This is a genomic window from Paraburkholderia ferrariae NBRC 106233, assembly GCF_000685035.1.
Taxonomy (GTDB): Bacteria; Pseudomonadota; Gammaproteobacteria; order Burkholderiales; family Burkholderiaceae; genus Paraburkholderia; species Paraburkholderia ferrariae.
This window is the reverse complement of record NZ_BAYB01000014.1, coordinates 113,127-128,501: the sequence shown is the minus strand read 5'-3', so window position 1 is coordinate 128,501 and position 15,375 is coordinate 113,127. Positions and strand designations below refer to the sequence as shown.

At 67.8% G+C, this 15,375-nt stretch carries 11 protein-coding genes; 3 read left to right on the top strand and 8 right to left on the bottom strand.

The features are described 5' to 3' along the window. Window positions 1-2 precede the first annotated feature (2 nt). The 4 genes from pabB to grpE form a co-directional block, all read right to left on the bottom strand. Window positions 3-1,904, bottom strand: a complete 1,902-nt coding sequence (pabB, locus tag BFE01S_RS17265) for an aminodeoxychorismate synthase component I (RefSeq protein WP_028226593.1) — start codon at window positions 1,902-1,904, stop codon at window positions 3-5. 89 nt (window positions 1,905-1,993) lie between these two features. After that, window positions 1,994-3,130, bottom strand: a complete 1,137-nt coding sequence (gene dnaJ / locus BFE01S_RS17260) for a molecular chaperone DnaJ (RefSeq protein WP_028226592.1) — start codon at window positions 3,128-3,130, stop codon at window positions 1,994-1,996. A gap of 323 nt (window positions 3,131-3,453) precedes the next feature. Next, complete coding sequence (gene dnaK / locus BFE01S_RS17250; RefSeq protein ID WP_028226591.1) at window positions 3,454-5,394, bottom strand: molecular chaperone DnaK; 1,941 nt, start codon at window positions 5,392-5,394, stop codon at window positions 3,454-3,456. A gap of 222 nt (window positions 5,395-5,616) precedes the next feature. Beyond that, on the bottom strand, window positions 5,617-6,204 hold the full coding sequence (gene grpE / locus BFE01S_RS17245; protein ID WP_028226590.1) for a nucleotide exchange factor GrpE: 588 nt from the start codon (window positions 6,202-6,204) through the stop codon (window positions 5,617-5,619). A 379-nt stretch (window positions 6,205-6,583) separates the two neighbouring features. Here grpE and BFE01S_RS45050 point away from each other — a divergent pair, with 379 nt between their 5' ends. Beyond that, window positions 6,584-6,745: a hypothetical protein gene (locus BFE01S_RS45050; protein WP_169742640.1), complete on the top strand. Its 162-nt coding sequence runs from the start codon at window positions 6,584-6,586 to the stop codon at window positions 6,743-6,745. Here the strand turns inward: BFE01S_RS45050 and BFE01S_RS17235 are convergent. The 3 genes from BFE01S_RS17235 to hrcA form a co-directional block, all read right to left on the bottom strand. Continuing rightward, entirely contained in the window at window positions 6,717-7,124 is a 408-nt protein-coding gene (locus BFE01S_RS17235; protein ID WP_028226589.1) for an RNA-binding S4 domain-containing protein, read from the bottom strand. The genes BFE01S_RS45050 and BFE01S_RS17235 overlap by 29 nt on opposite strands. A gap of 35 nt (window positions 7,125-7,159) precedes the next feature. Beyond that, entirely contained in the window at window positions 7,160-8,227 is a 1,068-nt protein-coding gene (gene hemH / locus BFE01S_RS17230; protein WP_028226588.1) for a ferrochelatase, read from the bottom strand. 160 nt (window positions 8,228-8,387) lie between these two features. Next, window positions 8,388-9,407: a heat-inducible transcriptional repressor HrcA gene (gene hrcA / locus BFE01S_RS17225; protein ID WP_028226587.1), complete on the bottom strand. Its 1,020-nt coding sequence runs from the start codon at window positions 9,405-9,407 to the stop codon at window positions 8,388-8,390. 290 nt (window positions 9,408-9,697) lie between these two features. On the opposite strand from hrcA, the gene BFE01S_RS17220 reads away from it, so the two are divergent. Together BFE01S_RS17220 and recN are read left to right on the top strand one after the other, a co-directional pair. Next, window positions 9,698-10,609, top strand: coding sequence for an NAD kinase (locus BFE01S_RS17220; RefSeq protein ID WP_028226586.1), 912 nt, complete (start codon window positions 9,698-9,700; stop codon window positions 10,607-10,609). A gap of 68 nt (window positions 10,610-10,677) precedes the next feature. After that, on the top strand, window positions 10,678-12,345 hold the full coding sequence (recN, locus tag BFE01S_RS17215) for a DNA repair protein RecN (protein ID WP_028226585.1): 1,668 nt from the start codon (window positions 10,678-10,680) through the stop codon (window positions 12,343-12,345). Between the two features lie 36 nt (window positions 12,346-12,381). On the opposite strand, the gene glnE is transcribed toward recN, so the two are convergent. Then, window positions 12,382-15,243: a bifunctional [glutamate--ammonia ligase]-adenylyl-L-tyrosine phosphorylase/[glutamate--ammonia-ligase] adenylyltransferase gene (gene glnE / locus BFE01S_RS17210; RefSeq protein ID WP_028226584.1), complete on the bottom strand. Its 2,862-nt coding sequence runs from the start codon at window positions 15,241-15,243 to the stop codon at window positions 12,382-12,384. Window positions 15,244-15,375 lie beyond the last annotated feature (132 nt).

Genomic DNA, 15,375 nt, shown 5'->3' with positions numbered 1-15,375 from the left:
CCTTAGACGACGAGCCGCGCCGGCACGGCCCCGCGTAGCGCATTGGTGAGCAGCAGCGCTTGCGCGCGCAACACGTCCTCGCGCGTGAGCACGCGCTCTTCGGCGCCGAAGGTTTCATCGTCCAGCATCACGCCGCGCATCACGCCCGGCAACACGCCTGACGAAAGCGGCGGCGTCCACCACTTCCCCTCGCGCTTCACGAACACGTTCGAGCGGCCGCCTTCGGTCAGTTCGCCGCGCTCGTTGAAAAACAGCATGTCGAAGGCGCCTGCGGCTTCGGCCTCGCGCCAGGCACGGTCGAATTCGGCGCGGCGCGTGGTCTTGCGCAGCAGCAGAGCGTCGGCGGAAGCCACCGGCGCGAAACCGCGATCGGGCGCGAGCATCACGCCTGCCGGCCCTTCGGGCAGCGGCGCGAGCGGCGCGCTGCTCAACTGTACGTTGCCGTCTTTGCCGAGCGCCACGCGCACGCGATGAGCCACGCCCCCGGGAAATGCCGCGCAGGCCGCAGCGAGGCGCGCGCGCACGGCGTTCGCGTCGCAGGCGAAGCCAAGCCATGCGGCGCCGGCGGCAAGGCGCGCAAGATGCCGCTCCACGTGGCGCACGCCCTGATCGCGCGTGGCATACATCGTCTCGAAGAGTTCAAGGCCGGGGCCGGCCCCGGTCAGGAAGCGGGCCTTCAAACGTGTCTCCTCGTATTCGTCGGCAGCGACGCTGTCGAGCACGATGCCGCCGCCCACACCCATCTCGCCGCGCCGCGCCGCGCCCGGGGCGCCGGGGGCGTCGAGCGACAGCGTGCGGATCACCACCGAAAGGCAGAAGTCGCCGCAGGCGCCATCGGCATCCGGGACGTGCGAGGCATCCGGGGCATCCAGCCAGCCGATGGTCCCCGTGTAGAGCCCGCGCGGGCCGTGCTCGATCGCATCGATCAGTTCCATCGTACGGTGCTTCGGCGCGCCCGTGATCGAGCCGCACGGAAAGAGCGCGCGCATGACCTCGGCGAACGAGGTGCGCTCGCGCACCTTCGCCTCCACGGTCGAGGTCATCTGCCACACCGAGGCGTAGGACTCCACGCTGAAGAGCGCCGGCACGCGCACCGAACCCGTTTGCGCGATGCGCGAGAGGTCGTTGCGCAGCAGATCGACGATCATCACGTTTTCGGCGCGATTTTTCGGATCGTTGGCAAGGAACTGCTCGGCGGCGCGGTCGGCGGCCGGGTCGGCCGAACGTGCGGCGGTGCCCTTCATGGGCCGCGCGCGCAGGGTTTCGCCGCGCTTCTCGACGAAGAGTTCGGGCGAGCACGAAAGCACCCAGCGGTCGCCCGGCAAGGCGATCAGCGCGCCGAACGGCACGCGCTGCCGCTCGCGCAGCCGCCGGTAGAGCGCAAGCGGCGCGCCGAACGCCTCGAACTGCAGCCGGTAGGTGTAGTTGATCTGATAGGACTCGCCCGCGCGCAGCGCAGCGTGCACGGCCTCGATGGCGCGCTCGAACTGCGCGCGGTCCACGCCGGGCACGACGCCCGCGATGCCGGCCGGCGCTGGCGCCCCGGCGCCCTCGCGCACGGCGAGCCAGGCATCGGCTTCATCGCGCGAAAGGCGCTCGCAGCGCTCGAACAATAAAAAACGCAGCGCGGCTTCGCCGGGCTGCGTTCCCAAAGTATCGGCGGCGCGCGCGAGCTGCTTCGCGAACTGCAGATCGCGCCCGAAGGCGTAATCGCCCAGGACCACGGCATGCAGTCCCGCGCGCAGGTCGTCATCGACTTCGCGGCACAGCGCGTCCAGATCCTGCGGCCGGCTGCACGCGCGCTCGCGCACGAACCCCATGTAGAGGCGACTGGTGCGGCGCGCGGCCGTCGCATCGCCGTCGTCGAGCAGCGCGAACACCGCGCCGCCGTCATTGACTGCCATAAGCTACCTGGTGCTACCCGATGCTGCCTGATGCCACTTGATGCAAAACCGGCGGCGCTCCGAAGATGCGCCGCCGGCATCGCACCGCTTTAGTCGAAGAAGCTCTTCACGCGGTCGAACCAGCTTTTGCTCTGCGGGCTGTGGCGCGAGCCGCCTTCCACGAGCGACTTCTCGAACTGCTGGAGCAGATCGCGCTGCTGGTCGGTGAGCTTGACCGGCGTTTCGACCTGCACGTGCACGTACAGATCGCCGGCAATGCTCGAGCGCAGGCCCTTGATGCCCTTGCCGCGCAGGCGGAACGTCTTGCCCGACTGCGTGCCCTCGGGCACCGGGAAGGTCGCGCGGCCCGCGAGCGTGGGCACCTCGATCTCGCCGCCGAGCGCCGCCGTGGTGAACGGAATCGGCATCTGGCAATGCAGGTCGTCGCCGTCGCGCTCGAACACCGGGTGCGACTTGATGTGAATCTCGACGTACAGATCACCCGACGGCCCGCCGTTGATGCCCGGCTCGCCGTTGCCCGCGGAGCGGATGCGCATGCCGTCGTCGATGCCCGCCGGAATCTTCACTTCGAGCGTCTTGGTCTCCTTCACCTTGCCCGCGCCGTGGCAGTGCGTGCAGGGATCGGGGATGTAAGAGCCCGTGCCGTGGCACTTCGGGCAAGTCTGCTGGATGCTGAAAAAGCCCTGCGACATGCGCACCGAACCCGAACCGTGGCAGGTCGGGCAGCTTTCCGGCTTGGTGCCGGGCTTAGCGCCCGAGCCGTGGCAGATGTCACAGGTGCTCCAGCCCGGCACGCGAATCTGCGTCTCGTAGCCGTGCGCCGCCTGCTCCAGCGTGATTTCCATGCTGTAGCGCAGGTCCGCGCCGCGATACACCTGCGGGCCGGCACGGCCGCCGCGCGCGGCACCGCCGGCCGCCTGGCCGAAGATGTCGCCGAAAATATCGCCGAAGGCATCCGCGAAACCGCCGAAACCCTGCGCGCCCGCGCCGCCCATGTTCGGATCGACGCCCGCATGCCCGTACTGATCGTAGGCTGCGCGCTTCTGCGAGTCCGACAGCATTTCATAGGCTTCCTTCACCTCTTTGAAATGCTCTTCCGCATCCTTGTTGTCCGGATTGCGGTCGGGGTGGTACTTCATCGCGAGCTTGCGATACGCCTTCTTGATTTCGTCGTCGCTCGCGTTCTTCGCGACGCCCAGAACCTCGTAGTAATCCCGTTTCGCCATATCGGTTCAACGCCGGCTACGCACGTGACGCCCGTGCCGGCTCCTCATGAATGCTGGATCTCGCGACCCGTATGCCGCCCCTCGCACCGCCAGAAACGCCGCTGCGCCTTGCTTGCAGCGTCTTCGACAGCCCCTGTCGGGAACGGCCTCCATAAAACAAATGTGCCCGGAGAGCCGGAAGGCTCGCCAGGCGTTAAGCAATGCTGCCCGCATCGTAACCGATGCGGCCGGTCTTGCGGGGAACTGTCCCGCCGCGGCGCAGGCCTCCTGCGAGGCCCGCTTCGCCGCTGCGGTTCATCCGGCGCAAGCCCGGTTCGAACGACTTAGTCCTTCTTGACTTCCTTGAACTCGGCGTCCACCACGTCGTCGGCCTGGGCGCTTTCCGCACCGCCTGCCGAAGCACCGGCGGCACCCGCCGCACCGGCTTGCTGCGCCTGCATGTCGGCGTACATCTTTTCGCCGAGCTTCTGCGACGCGGCCGACAGCGCCTCGACCTTCGCCTCGATCGTCGCCTTGTCGGCCGACGCGCTCTTCAGCGTTTCTTCGAGGTCCTTCAGCGCGGCTTCGATCTTCTCCTTTTCGGAGGCGTCGACCTTGTCGCCGTACTCGGCCACGGCCTTCTTCGTGCTGTGCACCAGCGCATCGCCCTGGTTGCGCGCATCGGCCAGCTCGCGCAGACGGTGATCTTCTTCCGCGTTCGCTTCGGCGTCCTTCACCATCTTTTCGATTTCGGCTTCCGAGAGGCCCGAATTCGCCTTGATGGTGATCTTGTTTTCCTTGCCGGTGGCCTTGTCCTTCGCGCCCACGTGCAGAATGCCGTTAGCGTCGATGTCGAAGGTCACTTCGATCTGCGGCGTGCCGCGCGGTGCGGGCGGAATGCCTTCGAGGTTGAACTCGCCCAGCAGCTTGTTGCCGGCCGCCATTTCGCGCTCGCCCTGGAACACCTTGATCGTCACGGCGCCCTGGTTGTCGTCCGCCGTCGAGTAGACCTGTGCGTGCTTGGTCGGGATCGTGGTGTTCTTGTTGATCATCTTCGTCATCACGCCGCCAAGCGTCTCGATACCGAGCGAGAGCGGCGTCACGTCGAGGAGCAGCACGTCCTTGCGGTCGCCCGACAGAACCTGGCCCTGAATCGCGGCACCCACGGCCACGGCTTCGTCCGGGTTCACGTCGCGGCGCGGGTCCTTGCCGAAGAACTCCTTCACCTTCTCCTGCACCTTCGGCATACGCGTCTGGCCGCCGACGAGAATCACGTCGTCGATGTCGCCCACCTTCACGCCCGCGTCCTTGATCGCCACGCGGCACGGCTCGATGGTGCGCTCGATCAGGTCTTCGACCAGCGCTTCCAGCTTGGCGCGCGTGATCTTGAGGTTCAAGTGCTTCGGACCCGAGGCATCCGCCGTGATGTACGGCAGGTTGATTTCGGTCTGCTGGCCCGACGAGAGTTCGATCTTGGCCTTTTCAGCGGCTTCCTTCAGGCGTTGCAGCGCGAGCACGTCCTTGCTGAGGTCGACGCCCTGCTCCTTCTTGAACTCGCCGATGATGTAATCGATGATGCGCTGGTCGAAGTCTTCGCCGCCGAGGAACGTGTCGCCGTTGGTCGAGAGCACTTCGAACTGCATTTCGCCGTCCACGTCCGCGATTTCGATGATCGAGATGTCGAACGTGCCGCCGCCCAGGTCGAACACGGCGATCTTGCGGTCGCCCTTTTCGGCCTTGTCCAGACCGAACGCCAGTGCGGCTGCAGTCGGTTCGTTGATGATGCGCTTGACTTCCAGACCGGCGATGCGGCCGGCATCCTTGGTGGCCTGACGCTGGCTGTCGTTGAAGTACGCGGGAACCGTGATCACGGCTTCGGTGACCGGCTCGCCGAGGTAGTCTTCAGCGGTCTTCTTCATCTTGCGCAGCACTTCCGCCGAAACCTGCGAAGGCGCGAGCTTCGCGCCATGCGCTTCGACCCAGGCGTCGCCGTTGTCGTGCTTGACGATCTTGTAGGGCATCAGGCCGATGTCCTTCTGCACTTCCTTCTCTTCGAAGCGGCGGCCGATCAGGCGCTTGACGGCGTAAAGCGTGTTCCTCGGGTTCGTGACCGACTGGCGCTTGGCCGGCGCGCCGACCAGCACTTCGTTGTCATCCATGTAGGCGATGATCGACGGCGTCGTGCGGGCGCCTTCGGAATTCTCGATCACCTTGACCTGATTGCCTTCCATCAGCGCCACGCACGAGTTCGTGGTGCCGAGGTCAATACCAATGATTTTGCCCATTTAATCAATCTCCAATTTTTGGTCGCTGTGCGGACCGCCGCTCGCGCCAGGCGTTTGCCTTGCCGCGCGGGCCATCCGCTTCAATCCGGAACTGCTGCCCAAATGAGTGCCATTAAGGCGTTTTCAAGACCCCAGGCGCTATCCGGTCATTCATTTTTTTCAATCACCCGCGCCGCCAGCCCGGCTGACACGGCGCGCACTTGCGTCGAACTTCCGTTTTATTTACTTCGGCTGGGAAACCGTGACGAGCGCCGGACGCAAAACGCGGTCGGCAATCACATAGCCCTTTTGCAGCACGGCGACGACGGTGTTCGCCTCCTGCTCCGACGGCACCATCGAAATGGCCTGGTGGCGATGCGGGTCGAACTTCTCGCCTACCGGGTTGACGGCCACTACCTTGCCCTTCTCCAGCGCGCCCGTGAGCTGCCGGAGCGTGAGCTCGACGCCCTCGCGCACCTTCGCCAGGTCGTCCGAGCCGTGCGCCACGGCCGCCTCGAGGCTGTCCACGACCGGCAGCAGGTGCTCGGCGAACGTTTCGATGGCGAACTTGTGCGCCTTCTGGACGTCGTCCTGGCCACGGCGGCGCACGTTCTCGGTCTCCGCCTTGGCACGCACGAACGCGTCCTGCAACTCGGCGATCTTCGCCTGCGCTTCGGCAAGCGCGGCGTCGGCGCCGCCCTGGCCCACCTGAGCCGCAGCTTGCGCCGCCGCTTCGGGCTGCGCGCCCGGGGCGCCCGCCGCGCCGGCTTGCGACGTTTCGTCCGCCGGCGTGGGATTCTGGCTCGTCGGGTTCTCTTGCGTGTTTTCCATGTCGCTGAACGTGGTTGGATAATCAAAAAGGGAGCAAAGCGCCGGGCGACTCGCCCGGCCATCCGCGCGCCGTTGCTCCGGCGCGACACCCGCTTTGCGCATCGGCACAGCACATGGGCGCCGGATCGCCGAATTCAAGGGCTTCCCGCGGCTTTTTTTACAGTCCGGCAGGCGGGGAAACCACCGGTTACAACCATTACTGCGGCGCCGCAAAAATGCAATTGAGTGCGGCACGCCACTGACCTACACTCAGAAACAAGTGCTGCTCAGCGCGCGTTAACCCTTACATCTGCTTGACAACTGTCTCGCCACCCGCGCGCCGTATCCGCACTACACCGAGCTGGCCGTTTTCGCCGTGCAATTTCCCTGGGGGAGTACCGTGAAACTGACCTTTGCAATATCGGTGGTCGCGCTGGTACTCATTGCGGGAACCACCACCATCTGCATGTCGGGCGCCGTCAACGACAACACGACGGAATATGGCGGCATTCATGCCACCATGGAAGCGCTTTTCAATCCTCACGCCCAAGTTTGTCGATAGTGCGGCGATCGCGCTTGGTCGGCCGCCCGTGCAGCACGACGGCGGGCTCGCGAAAGACGCGCCGCCGCTCCTGCTCCGCCGTGCGCCGTGCGCGCCCCTGCTCCGTTTCCGCATAGAGCGTTTGCGCAATGCTGGCCGGGCCGCGCACGTCGCATAAGCCCAGTACTTCCACCTCCCACAGCACGTGATCGATCTCGATCTGGACGAGTTCGCCCACGCGCACGTCCTTCGAAGCCTTGACCGCTTCGCCGCCGATCCGCACGCGCCCCTTGCCGACGGCGTCCGCCGCGAGCGAACGGGTCTTGAAGAAGCGCGCGGCCCACAGCCACTTGTCGATGCGCAGGCGCGCGGACGGGTCGGTCGAGATCTTGTAGTTCATGGCTCAGGAGAGGGATTCGCCGCCGCTACGCGGGCTCAGGCCAGCGCGCCCGCCGGCGTGGGCGCCTGCACGGGCCAGCCCTGCAGGTTCTGCGCAACGATCTCGCCAAGCGCCGCGATCCAGGCCGGCGAGGCGTTCAGGCACGGAATGCGGTGAAACTCCTTGCCGCCGCCGTGCACGAACTCGTCGCGCACCTCCATGCCGATTTCCTCGATCGTTTCGAGGCAGTCCGCCGTGAAACCGGGACAGAACACGTCGGCGCGCCGGACGCCGGCCTGCCCGAGCTCGCGCAAGGTGGGCGCGGTATAGGGCTGGAGCCACTGCGCGCGGCCAAAGCGCGACTGGAACGTCACGCGGCACTCCACGGAGCTGAGTTCGAGCGCGTGCATGAGGAGCGCCGCAGTCTGCTGACACTCGTCGTGATACGGGTCGCCCAGGTCGAGCGTCCGGCTCGGTACGCCATGAAAGCTCAGAACGAGGCGGTCGCCCGCCGCGAAGTCGGGCCGGCCGTGCGCCTGCCAGTAATGCTGGACCTGCGCCGCGAGCGCCGAGATATAGGCCGGATGGTCGTGGTAGCCGCGCACCGTACGCACTTCCGGCTGGTTGCGCATGCGGCCGAGCGCGGCGAACGCGGCGTCGAACGCCGTGGCCGTGGTGGAGGCCGAGTACTGCGGGTACATGGGCATGAGCAGGATGCGCTCCGCGCCGGCCAGCTTGAGCTGGGTGAGCATGGCGGGAATGTCCGGCGTGCCGTAGCGCATGGCGTAATCGACGATCACCGCATAGTCGTTCGCGTGCAGCAGATGACGCAGGGCATCGGTCTGCTTCTGCGTGTGGACGCGCAGCGGCGAGCCTTCGGGCGTCCAGACGGCCGCGTACTTGCGCGCCGACGAGCGCCCGCGCAGCGGCAGGATCAGCGCGCGCAGGATCACCTGCCAGATGGCCGCGGGGATCTCCACCACGCGCGGGTCGGAGAGAAACTGCGCCAGATAGCGGCGCACGGCGCGCGGCGTGGGCGCGTCCGGCGTGCCGAGATTAATCAGCAGCACCGCGACGCGATGCGCGACAGCGGACTGCAGGGGCCGCTCCAGATCGAAACGCATAGGCGATCAGTGGCGCCGCACTTCACGCGCGGCAACGGTTGCACAAGGGAATCATTATAGCGGGCGGGGGGTGCCTGCCCACCTGGCCATTCGGCTAGCCATCCGGCCGATGGCGCGCCGCACGCGCTTGCCCGACGATGAAGGCGAGATCCGTTCCGGCTCAGTTCTGGCTGAGCGTGAGCGAAAGGAGGCGCGCGGTAATGTCCACAATGGGAATCACACGGTTGTACGCCATGCGGGTCGGGCCGATCACGCCCAGCGTGCCCACGATCTTGCCGTTCACCTCGTACGGCGCGGTCACGACGCTCATTTCCTCGATCGGCACGAGATTCGATTCGCCACCGATGAAGATCTGCACGCCCTGCGCGTGGCTCGAAACGTCGAGCAGCTGCAGGAGGCTCGTTTTCTGGTCGAACACGTCGAAGAGCTTGCGTAGCCGCGCCATGTCCGAGGACAGGTCGGCCACTTCGAGCAGGTTGCGCTCGCCCGAAATGAGCACGGTCTCGCCGGTATCGGCTTCGTCGGTGCTGGCCGTCACCGCGGCGTGCATGAGCGTGGTCATATCGCCGCGCAGCGCGTCGATTTCCTCGCGCAGGCGCTGGCGTACTTCGTCGAACGAGAGGCCCGCGAAATGCGCGTTGATGTAATTGGACGCTTCGATCAGCTCGGAAGGCGAGAAGTCGCGCTGCGTCGCCATGATGCGGTTCTGCACGTCGCCTTCGGGCGTCACGATGATGAGCAGGATGCGCTTGTCCGACAGGCGCATGAACTCGATCTGCTTGAACACGTGGCTGCGGCGCGGCGTCAGCACCACGCCCGCGAACTGCGAGAGATTGGACAGCACGCTCGCCGCGGCCGCCACCACCTTCTGCGTCTCGCCCGGGCGCAGCGTGGTCTTGACGGCACGGGTGAGCGCGTCCTCGTCGGCGGAGGGCTCGACGGTCAGCATCGTGTCGACGAAGAGGCGGTAGCCGCGCGGAGTCGGCACGCGCCCCGCAGAGGTGTGCGGGCTGGACACGAGCCCGAGCTCCTCCAGGTCCGACATGACGTTGCGGATCGTCGCCGGGCTCAGTTCCAGGCCGGAATAGCGCGACAGCGTGCGCGAACCGACCGGCTGACCTTCGGCGATGTAGCGCTCGATCAGCGTTTTGAGGAGGGTTTGTGCGCGGGGATCTAGCATGACTGAAAATTCTAGCCTAATGGCGGCCCGGCCGCGAGTGCGCGCCGGGCCGCGGGCGGCGGCCTGCGGTCGTGCCCGTGGGCGGCGGGCGTGGCCGCACGGAGCCGGGGGCGGCAAACCCGGGCGCTGTCATCACCATGTCACCGATTCTATCGGCAAACGCGCGAGGCGCCGCCGCTGCCCCGGGTCGCCCCGAGTCGCTCCGGACGGCCCCGGACGCCAAGGGGCGCCGTGCACGGCGCCCGGTTCGCCAGGTTCTTTTCGCGACCTGACTATGGTGTAATGCCGGCATGCAAATCCACAAGATCCAGAGCCAGTTCAAGACCGTCGCGCTGGTCGGGCGCAGCAACACGCCAGGCATTGGCGAGCCGCTGATGTCGCTCGCGCAGACCATTTCGAAGCTCGGCTTCGACGTGGTGTTCGAGGCGCAGACTGCCCAGGAGATCGGCGCTGCCGGCTACCCCGCGCTGCAGCCCGCCGAGATCGGCGCGCGCGCGGACGTTGCCGTGGTGCTGGGCGGCGACGGCACGATGCTCGGCATCGGACGCCAGCTCGCGCCCTACCGCACGCCGCTCATCGGCATCAACCACGGCCGGCTCGGCTTCATCACCGACATTGCGTTCTCGGACATGCAGGAAGTCGTGCCGCAGCTGCTCGCCGGCTCGTTCGAGCGTGAAGAGCGCACGCTGCTGGAGTCGCGCATCACGCGCGACGGCGACCCGATCTACCACGCGCTCGCGTTCAACGACGTGGTGGTGAACCGCAGCGGCTTCTCGGGCATGGCCGAACTGCGCGTGAACGTGGACGGCCGCTTCATGTACAACCAGCGCTCGGACGGCCTGATCGTCGCGACGCCCACCGGCTCCACTGCGTACGCGCTCTCTTCGCAAGGGCCGATCCTGCATCCGCAATTGCAGGGCATCGTGCTCGTGCCGATCGCGCCGCATGCGCTCTCGAACCGCCCGATCGTGCTGCCCGACGACTGCAAGGTCAGCATCCAGATCGTCGCGGGCCGCGATGTCAACGTGAACTTCGACATGCAGTCGTTCACTTCGCTCGAACTCGGCGACGTGATCGAAGTGCGCCGCTCGCGCCATACGGTGCCCTTCCTGCATCCGGTGGGCTACAGCTACTACGCGACGCTGCGCAAGAAGCTGCACTGGAACGAACACCCGTCGCTGCAGGGCGACCCCGAAGACTGACTGCCCGATCGATCGTCCGCCGCAGCCCAGCCTCCACGCCAACCGCCAGCAGCCCGACTCCAGCACCCATGCTCCGCCATCTCTCGATTCGCGACTTCGTGATCGTCGCGGCGCTCGACCTCGAATTCGACAGCGGCTTTTCCGTCTTCTCCGGCGAAACCGGCGCGGGCAAGTCCATCCTGATCGACGCGCTCGCGCTCACGCTCGGCGCCCGCGCCGACGCGGGCGTGGTCCGCAGCGGCGAGACGCGCGCCGACATCACGGCCGAATTCGACGTGCCGCCGCACGTCCTCGCCTGGCTCGACGAACAGGCGCTCGCGAGCCCGGACGGCGAAAGCATCGTGATGCTGCGCCGCGTGGTGGACAGCGGCGGCCGCTCGCGGGCGTTCATCAACGGCACGCCGGCCACGCTCGCGCAATTGCGCGAAGTGGGCGAAATGCTGGTGGACATCCACGGCCAGCACGCGCACCAGTTGCTGATGCGGCCCGATGCCCAGCGCGAACTCTTCGACACCCACGCGGGCCTCACCGAACTCGCCGCCGCCACCATGCGCGCCTGGCGCAGCGCGCGCGACGCCCGCCAGGCCGTGGAAACCGCCCAGTCGCGCGATCGCGAACTGCAGCTCGAGCGCGAGCGCCTCGCGTGGCAGCTCGCCGAGCTCGACAAGCTCGCGCCGCAGCCGGGAGAATGGGAAGAGATCAACGCCGAGCACCACCGGCTCTCGCATTCGGCGAATCTGATCGAAGGCGTGCAGGGCGCGCTCGCCGCGCTCTCCGAATCCGACGAGGCGATGATCTCGCACCTGAACGGCGTCGTCTCGAAGCTGCGCGATCTCGCGGAAATCGATCCCGCGCTCGGCGACGCGCTCGCCGCGCTCGAACCCGCGGCGATCCAGCTTCAGGAGGCCGCGTACTCGCTGTCGCACTACGCGCAGCGCCTCGAACTCGATCCCGAGCGCCTCGCGCAAGTGGAACGGCGCCTCGACGCACTGCATTCGGCCGCCCGCAAATTCCGCCTGCGGGCCCAGACGCTGCCCGAAGAACACGCCGCGCGACGCATGCAGCTCGCGCAACTCGACGCCGCGGCCGACCTCGACAGCCTGCGCGCCGCCGCTGATCGCGCGCACGAGGCATATCTCGTCGAGGCGAAGCTGCTCTCGAAGGCCCGCGCGAAGGCGGCCAGCGCGCTCGGCGCGGCGGTCACGCAGGGCATGCAGGAACTCTCGATGGCGGGCGGCAGCTTCGAAGTCGCGCTCGTGCCGCTCGGCAACGGCGAAAGCGGCGGCGCGCATGGGCTCGAGCAGATCGAGTTTCGCGTGGCGGGTCACGCGGGCGTGCCGCTGCGGCCGCTCGCGAAGATCGCCTCGGGCGGCGAACTGGCGCGGATCAGCCTCGCGCTCGCCGTGATCGCGAGTGCCGCGAGCCTCACGCCCACGCTGATCTTCGACGAAGTGGACACCGGCATCGGCGGCGGCGTCGCGGAAGTAGTGGGCCGGCTGCTGCATCAGCTCGGGTGCGAGCACCAGGTGCTCTGCGTCACGCATCTGCCGCAGGTGGCCGCGCGCGGCGACCATCACTTCCAGGTGTCGAAGTCCGGCGACGGCAACGGCGGCACGATCTCGGTCGTCACGCCGCTCGACAAGCCGGGGCGCGTCGAGGAAGTGGCGCGCATGCTGGGCGGCCTCGAAATTACGGCCACCACGCGCCGCCATGCGAAGGAAATGCTGGCGGCGTGAGTGAGCCTGGCCGCGTGGCCGGAGGCGCCCGTCTTTTCAGGCGCTGGCGCCCCGCTCCCCGAACACCCGCCGCCACAGTCCCAGCACCGCCTCGCGCTGCGCCTGCACCCGTTCGGGCTCCACGCGCGCCTTTTCCATCCCGTCCAGCCGCAACTGATGCTGCAGCTTGCGATAGAGACGATACGCGGAGCCGATCGTCTCGGCCTCCTCCTCGCTCATGAGGCCAAAGCGCGACACCTCGCGCAGCAGCGCAATGTTGCCCGTGTTGCGGATCAGCTCGGGGTCCCGGGCCGCGTGCAGCAGCACCCAGTACTGCACGAGAAACTCGATATCGACCATGCCGCCGCGGTCGTGCTTCAGGTCGAACAACTCGGTCCGGTTCGGATGGCCGTCCTCCACGCGCTGGCGCATCTCGATGATCTCCTGCGCGAGCGGCTCCGCGTCGCGCGGCGTGGTGAGCACCTGCACGCGGATCGCCTCGAAGGCGGTGCCGATCGCCGCGTCGCCCGCCGAAAAGCGCGCGCGCGTGAGCGCCTGGTGTTCCCAGACCCACGCCGTATTCGCCGCGTCGCCCTCGCGTAGCTGGTAGCGGCGGAACGAATCGAGATCGGTGACGAGCAGCCCCGACTCGCCGTTCGGCCGCAGGCGCAGATCGACGTCGAAGAGCGTGCCCGCGCCGGTGGCCGTGGTCAGCCACGTGATGAGGCGGCGCGCGAACACCGCGTAGATCTCGGCGGCGCTTTCGTGGTCGTCGTCGTAGAGGAAGATCAGGTCGAGGTCGGAGGCGTAGCCCAGTTCCTTGCCGCCCAGTTTGCCGTAGGCGATCGCCGCAAAGCGCGGCACCTCGCGGTGACGCTTCGCGAACTGCTGCCAGACCGTTTCGATGGTCACGTCGAGCACGGCGTCGGCGAGTTCCGAAAGGCGGTCGCTCACGTGCTCGACCGAAAGACGGCCCGCCAGGTCGTTGAGCAGGATGCGGAAGACCTCGGCCTGGTGCGCGTGGCGCAGCAGGTCCATCTGCTGCTCGACGTCCGCCGCCGCCGCGAGACGCGCGCGCAACAGACGCGAGAACTCGGGCCAGTCGAACGGCGTGGCGATGGCTTCGTCGTCGAGCAGTTCGTCCAGCAACTGCGGATGGCGGATCAGATAGCCCGCCGCCCAGCGCGAGGCGCCCAGCACCTTCAGCACGCGGTTGAGCGCGTCCGGGTATTCCGTGAGAAGCGCGAGATAGGCGCCGCGCCTGCTCACCGCGTCGAGCAGGTCGAACATGCGGGCGAGCGTGTCGCCCCGGCGCGCGCGCGGCTCCAGCGTGCGCGCGGCTTCGAGCGCGCGCTGCGCCACCCGGTCGAAGCGCTCGCGGCTCTTTTCGGGCAGCCCCGCATAGCGCGAGGACTGCCATAGCCCGCGCAGCCGCGCGATGAGCGGCGCCGGCTCGTCGATGCCGAGCTCGCAGAGGCGTTCGAGCAGTTCGTCGTCGGCGCCCTCTTCCGCCAGCACCGGGCTCCAGACCCACGCGGCCGCGCCGTCCTCGCGCGCGGCGCAACTGCCGTCCACGCCCGCCTTGTTGGCGAAGATCTGGTCGAACTGCCGCTCCACCCGGTCGCGGTGCCCTTCGAGCGCGGCCATGAGCGCCGCGTAGTCGTCGAAGCCCATCGCGTCCGCCAGCGCCGCGCGCTCGGCCGGATCGACGGGCATCGCGTGGGTCTGGGCGTCGTCGCGGTATTGCAGGCGGTGCTCCAGTTCGCGCAGGAAGTGATAGGCGCGCGTGAGATCCGCGCAGACGTCCGGCGCGATCAGACCGCGCGCCGCCGCATAGCCGAGCACGGCGAGCGTCGGGCGCACGCGAAAGCCCGCGTCCTGGCCGCCGCGGATCAGCTGGAACACCTGGGCGCTGAACTCGATCTCGCGGATGCCGCCGCGCCCGAGCTTGATGTCGTCGGCCTTGTCGGGGCGCATGTGGGCGCGGCGCTGCGCTTCTTGGCGAATCTGCACGTGCAGCGAGCGGATCGCGCCGATCACGCCGAAGTCGAGATAGCGGCGATAGACGAAGGGCTTCACGAGCGCGTCGAGCTGGGCGGCAAGGCGCAGCGCGCTCTCGCTTTCGTCCCCGGAAACGAGCCGCCCCTTGATCCACGCGTAGCGCTCCCACTCGCGGCCCTGCACGTAGAAGTATTCCTCGAGCATGCCGAGGCTGCCCACGAGCGGCCCCGAGTCGCCGTTCGGGCGCAGCCGCATGTCCACGCGGAACACGAAACCGTCGGCGGTCACGTCGTTCAGGGCCGCGATCAGCCGCTTGCCCACGCGCGTGAAGAAGTCCTGCGTGGCAATGGGCGAGCGCTGGCCGCCCGCGGTTTCGCCGTCGTCCTCGTAGACGAAGATCAGGTCGATGTCCGACGAGACGTTCAGCTCGCGCCCGCCCAGCTTGCCCATGCCCACCACGCCGAGCGTGAGGCGCTCGCCGTTCGGGCCGCGCGGCTCGCCGTAAAGCGTTTCGAGGTCCGCCGTCACGACGGCGAGCGCGCGCTGGATCGCGACTTCGGCGAGGTCGGTCATGGTGCCCGTGACTTCGGCCACGTCCGCCACGCGCCCGAGGTCGCGCTCCATCACTGCGCAGATCACTTCCACGCGCAACTGGCGCAGTGCTTTCTTGAGCGGGTCGTCGCCGGGTGCAGCGGCCGCGACCGATGGTGCCGACGGTGCCGACGCAGCCGGTGCCGCCTCGCCAGGTACGCCGCCTGCTTGCGCACACAGCGCATCGAGCCGCGCGACGATGCGCTCGCGCGTGAGCGGCGCGGCGGCAAGGGCCGCGACCTGCCGGGCAAGACCGGGGCGCGCTGCATAGGCGCGCGCCGCATAACGGGAATAACGGGAACTGAGGAGGGGAATGTCGTCGGTCATGAAGGCCTGGCTCGCTTGGGGCGTGGCGTTTGCGGCACGCGCAGAACGCGCGGCGCCGGTCATCCAGGCATCTCCGGATGGCCGGCGCCGCGGCCCCATGTGATACATTTCGTGGTCAGAACGCAACGCTAC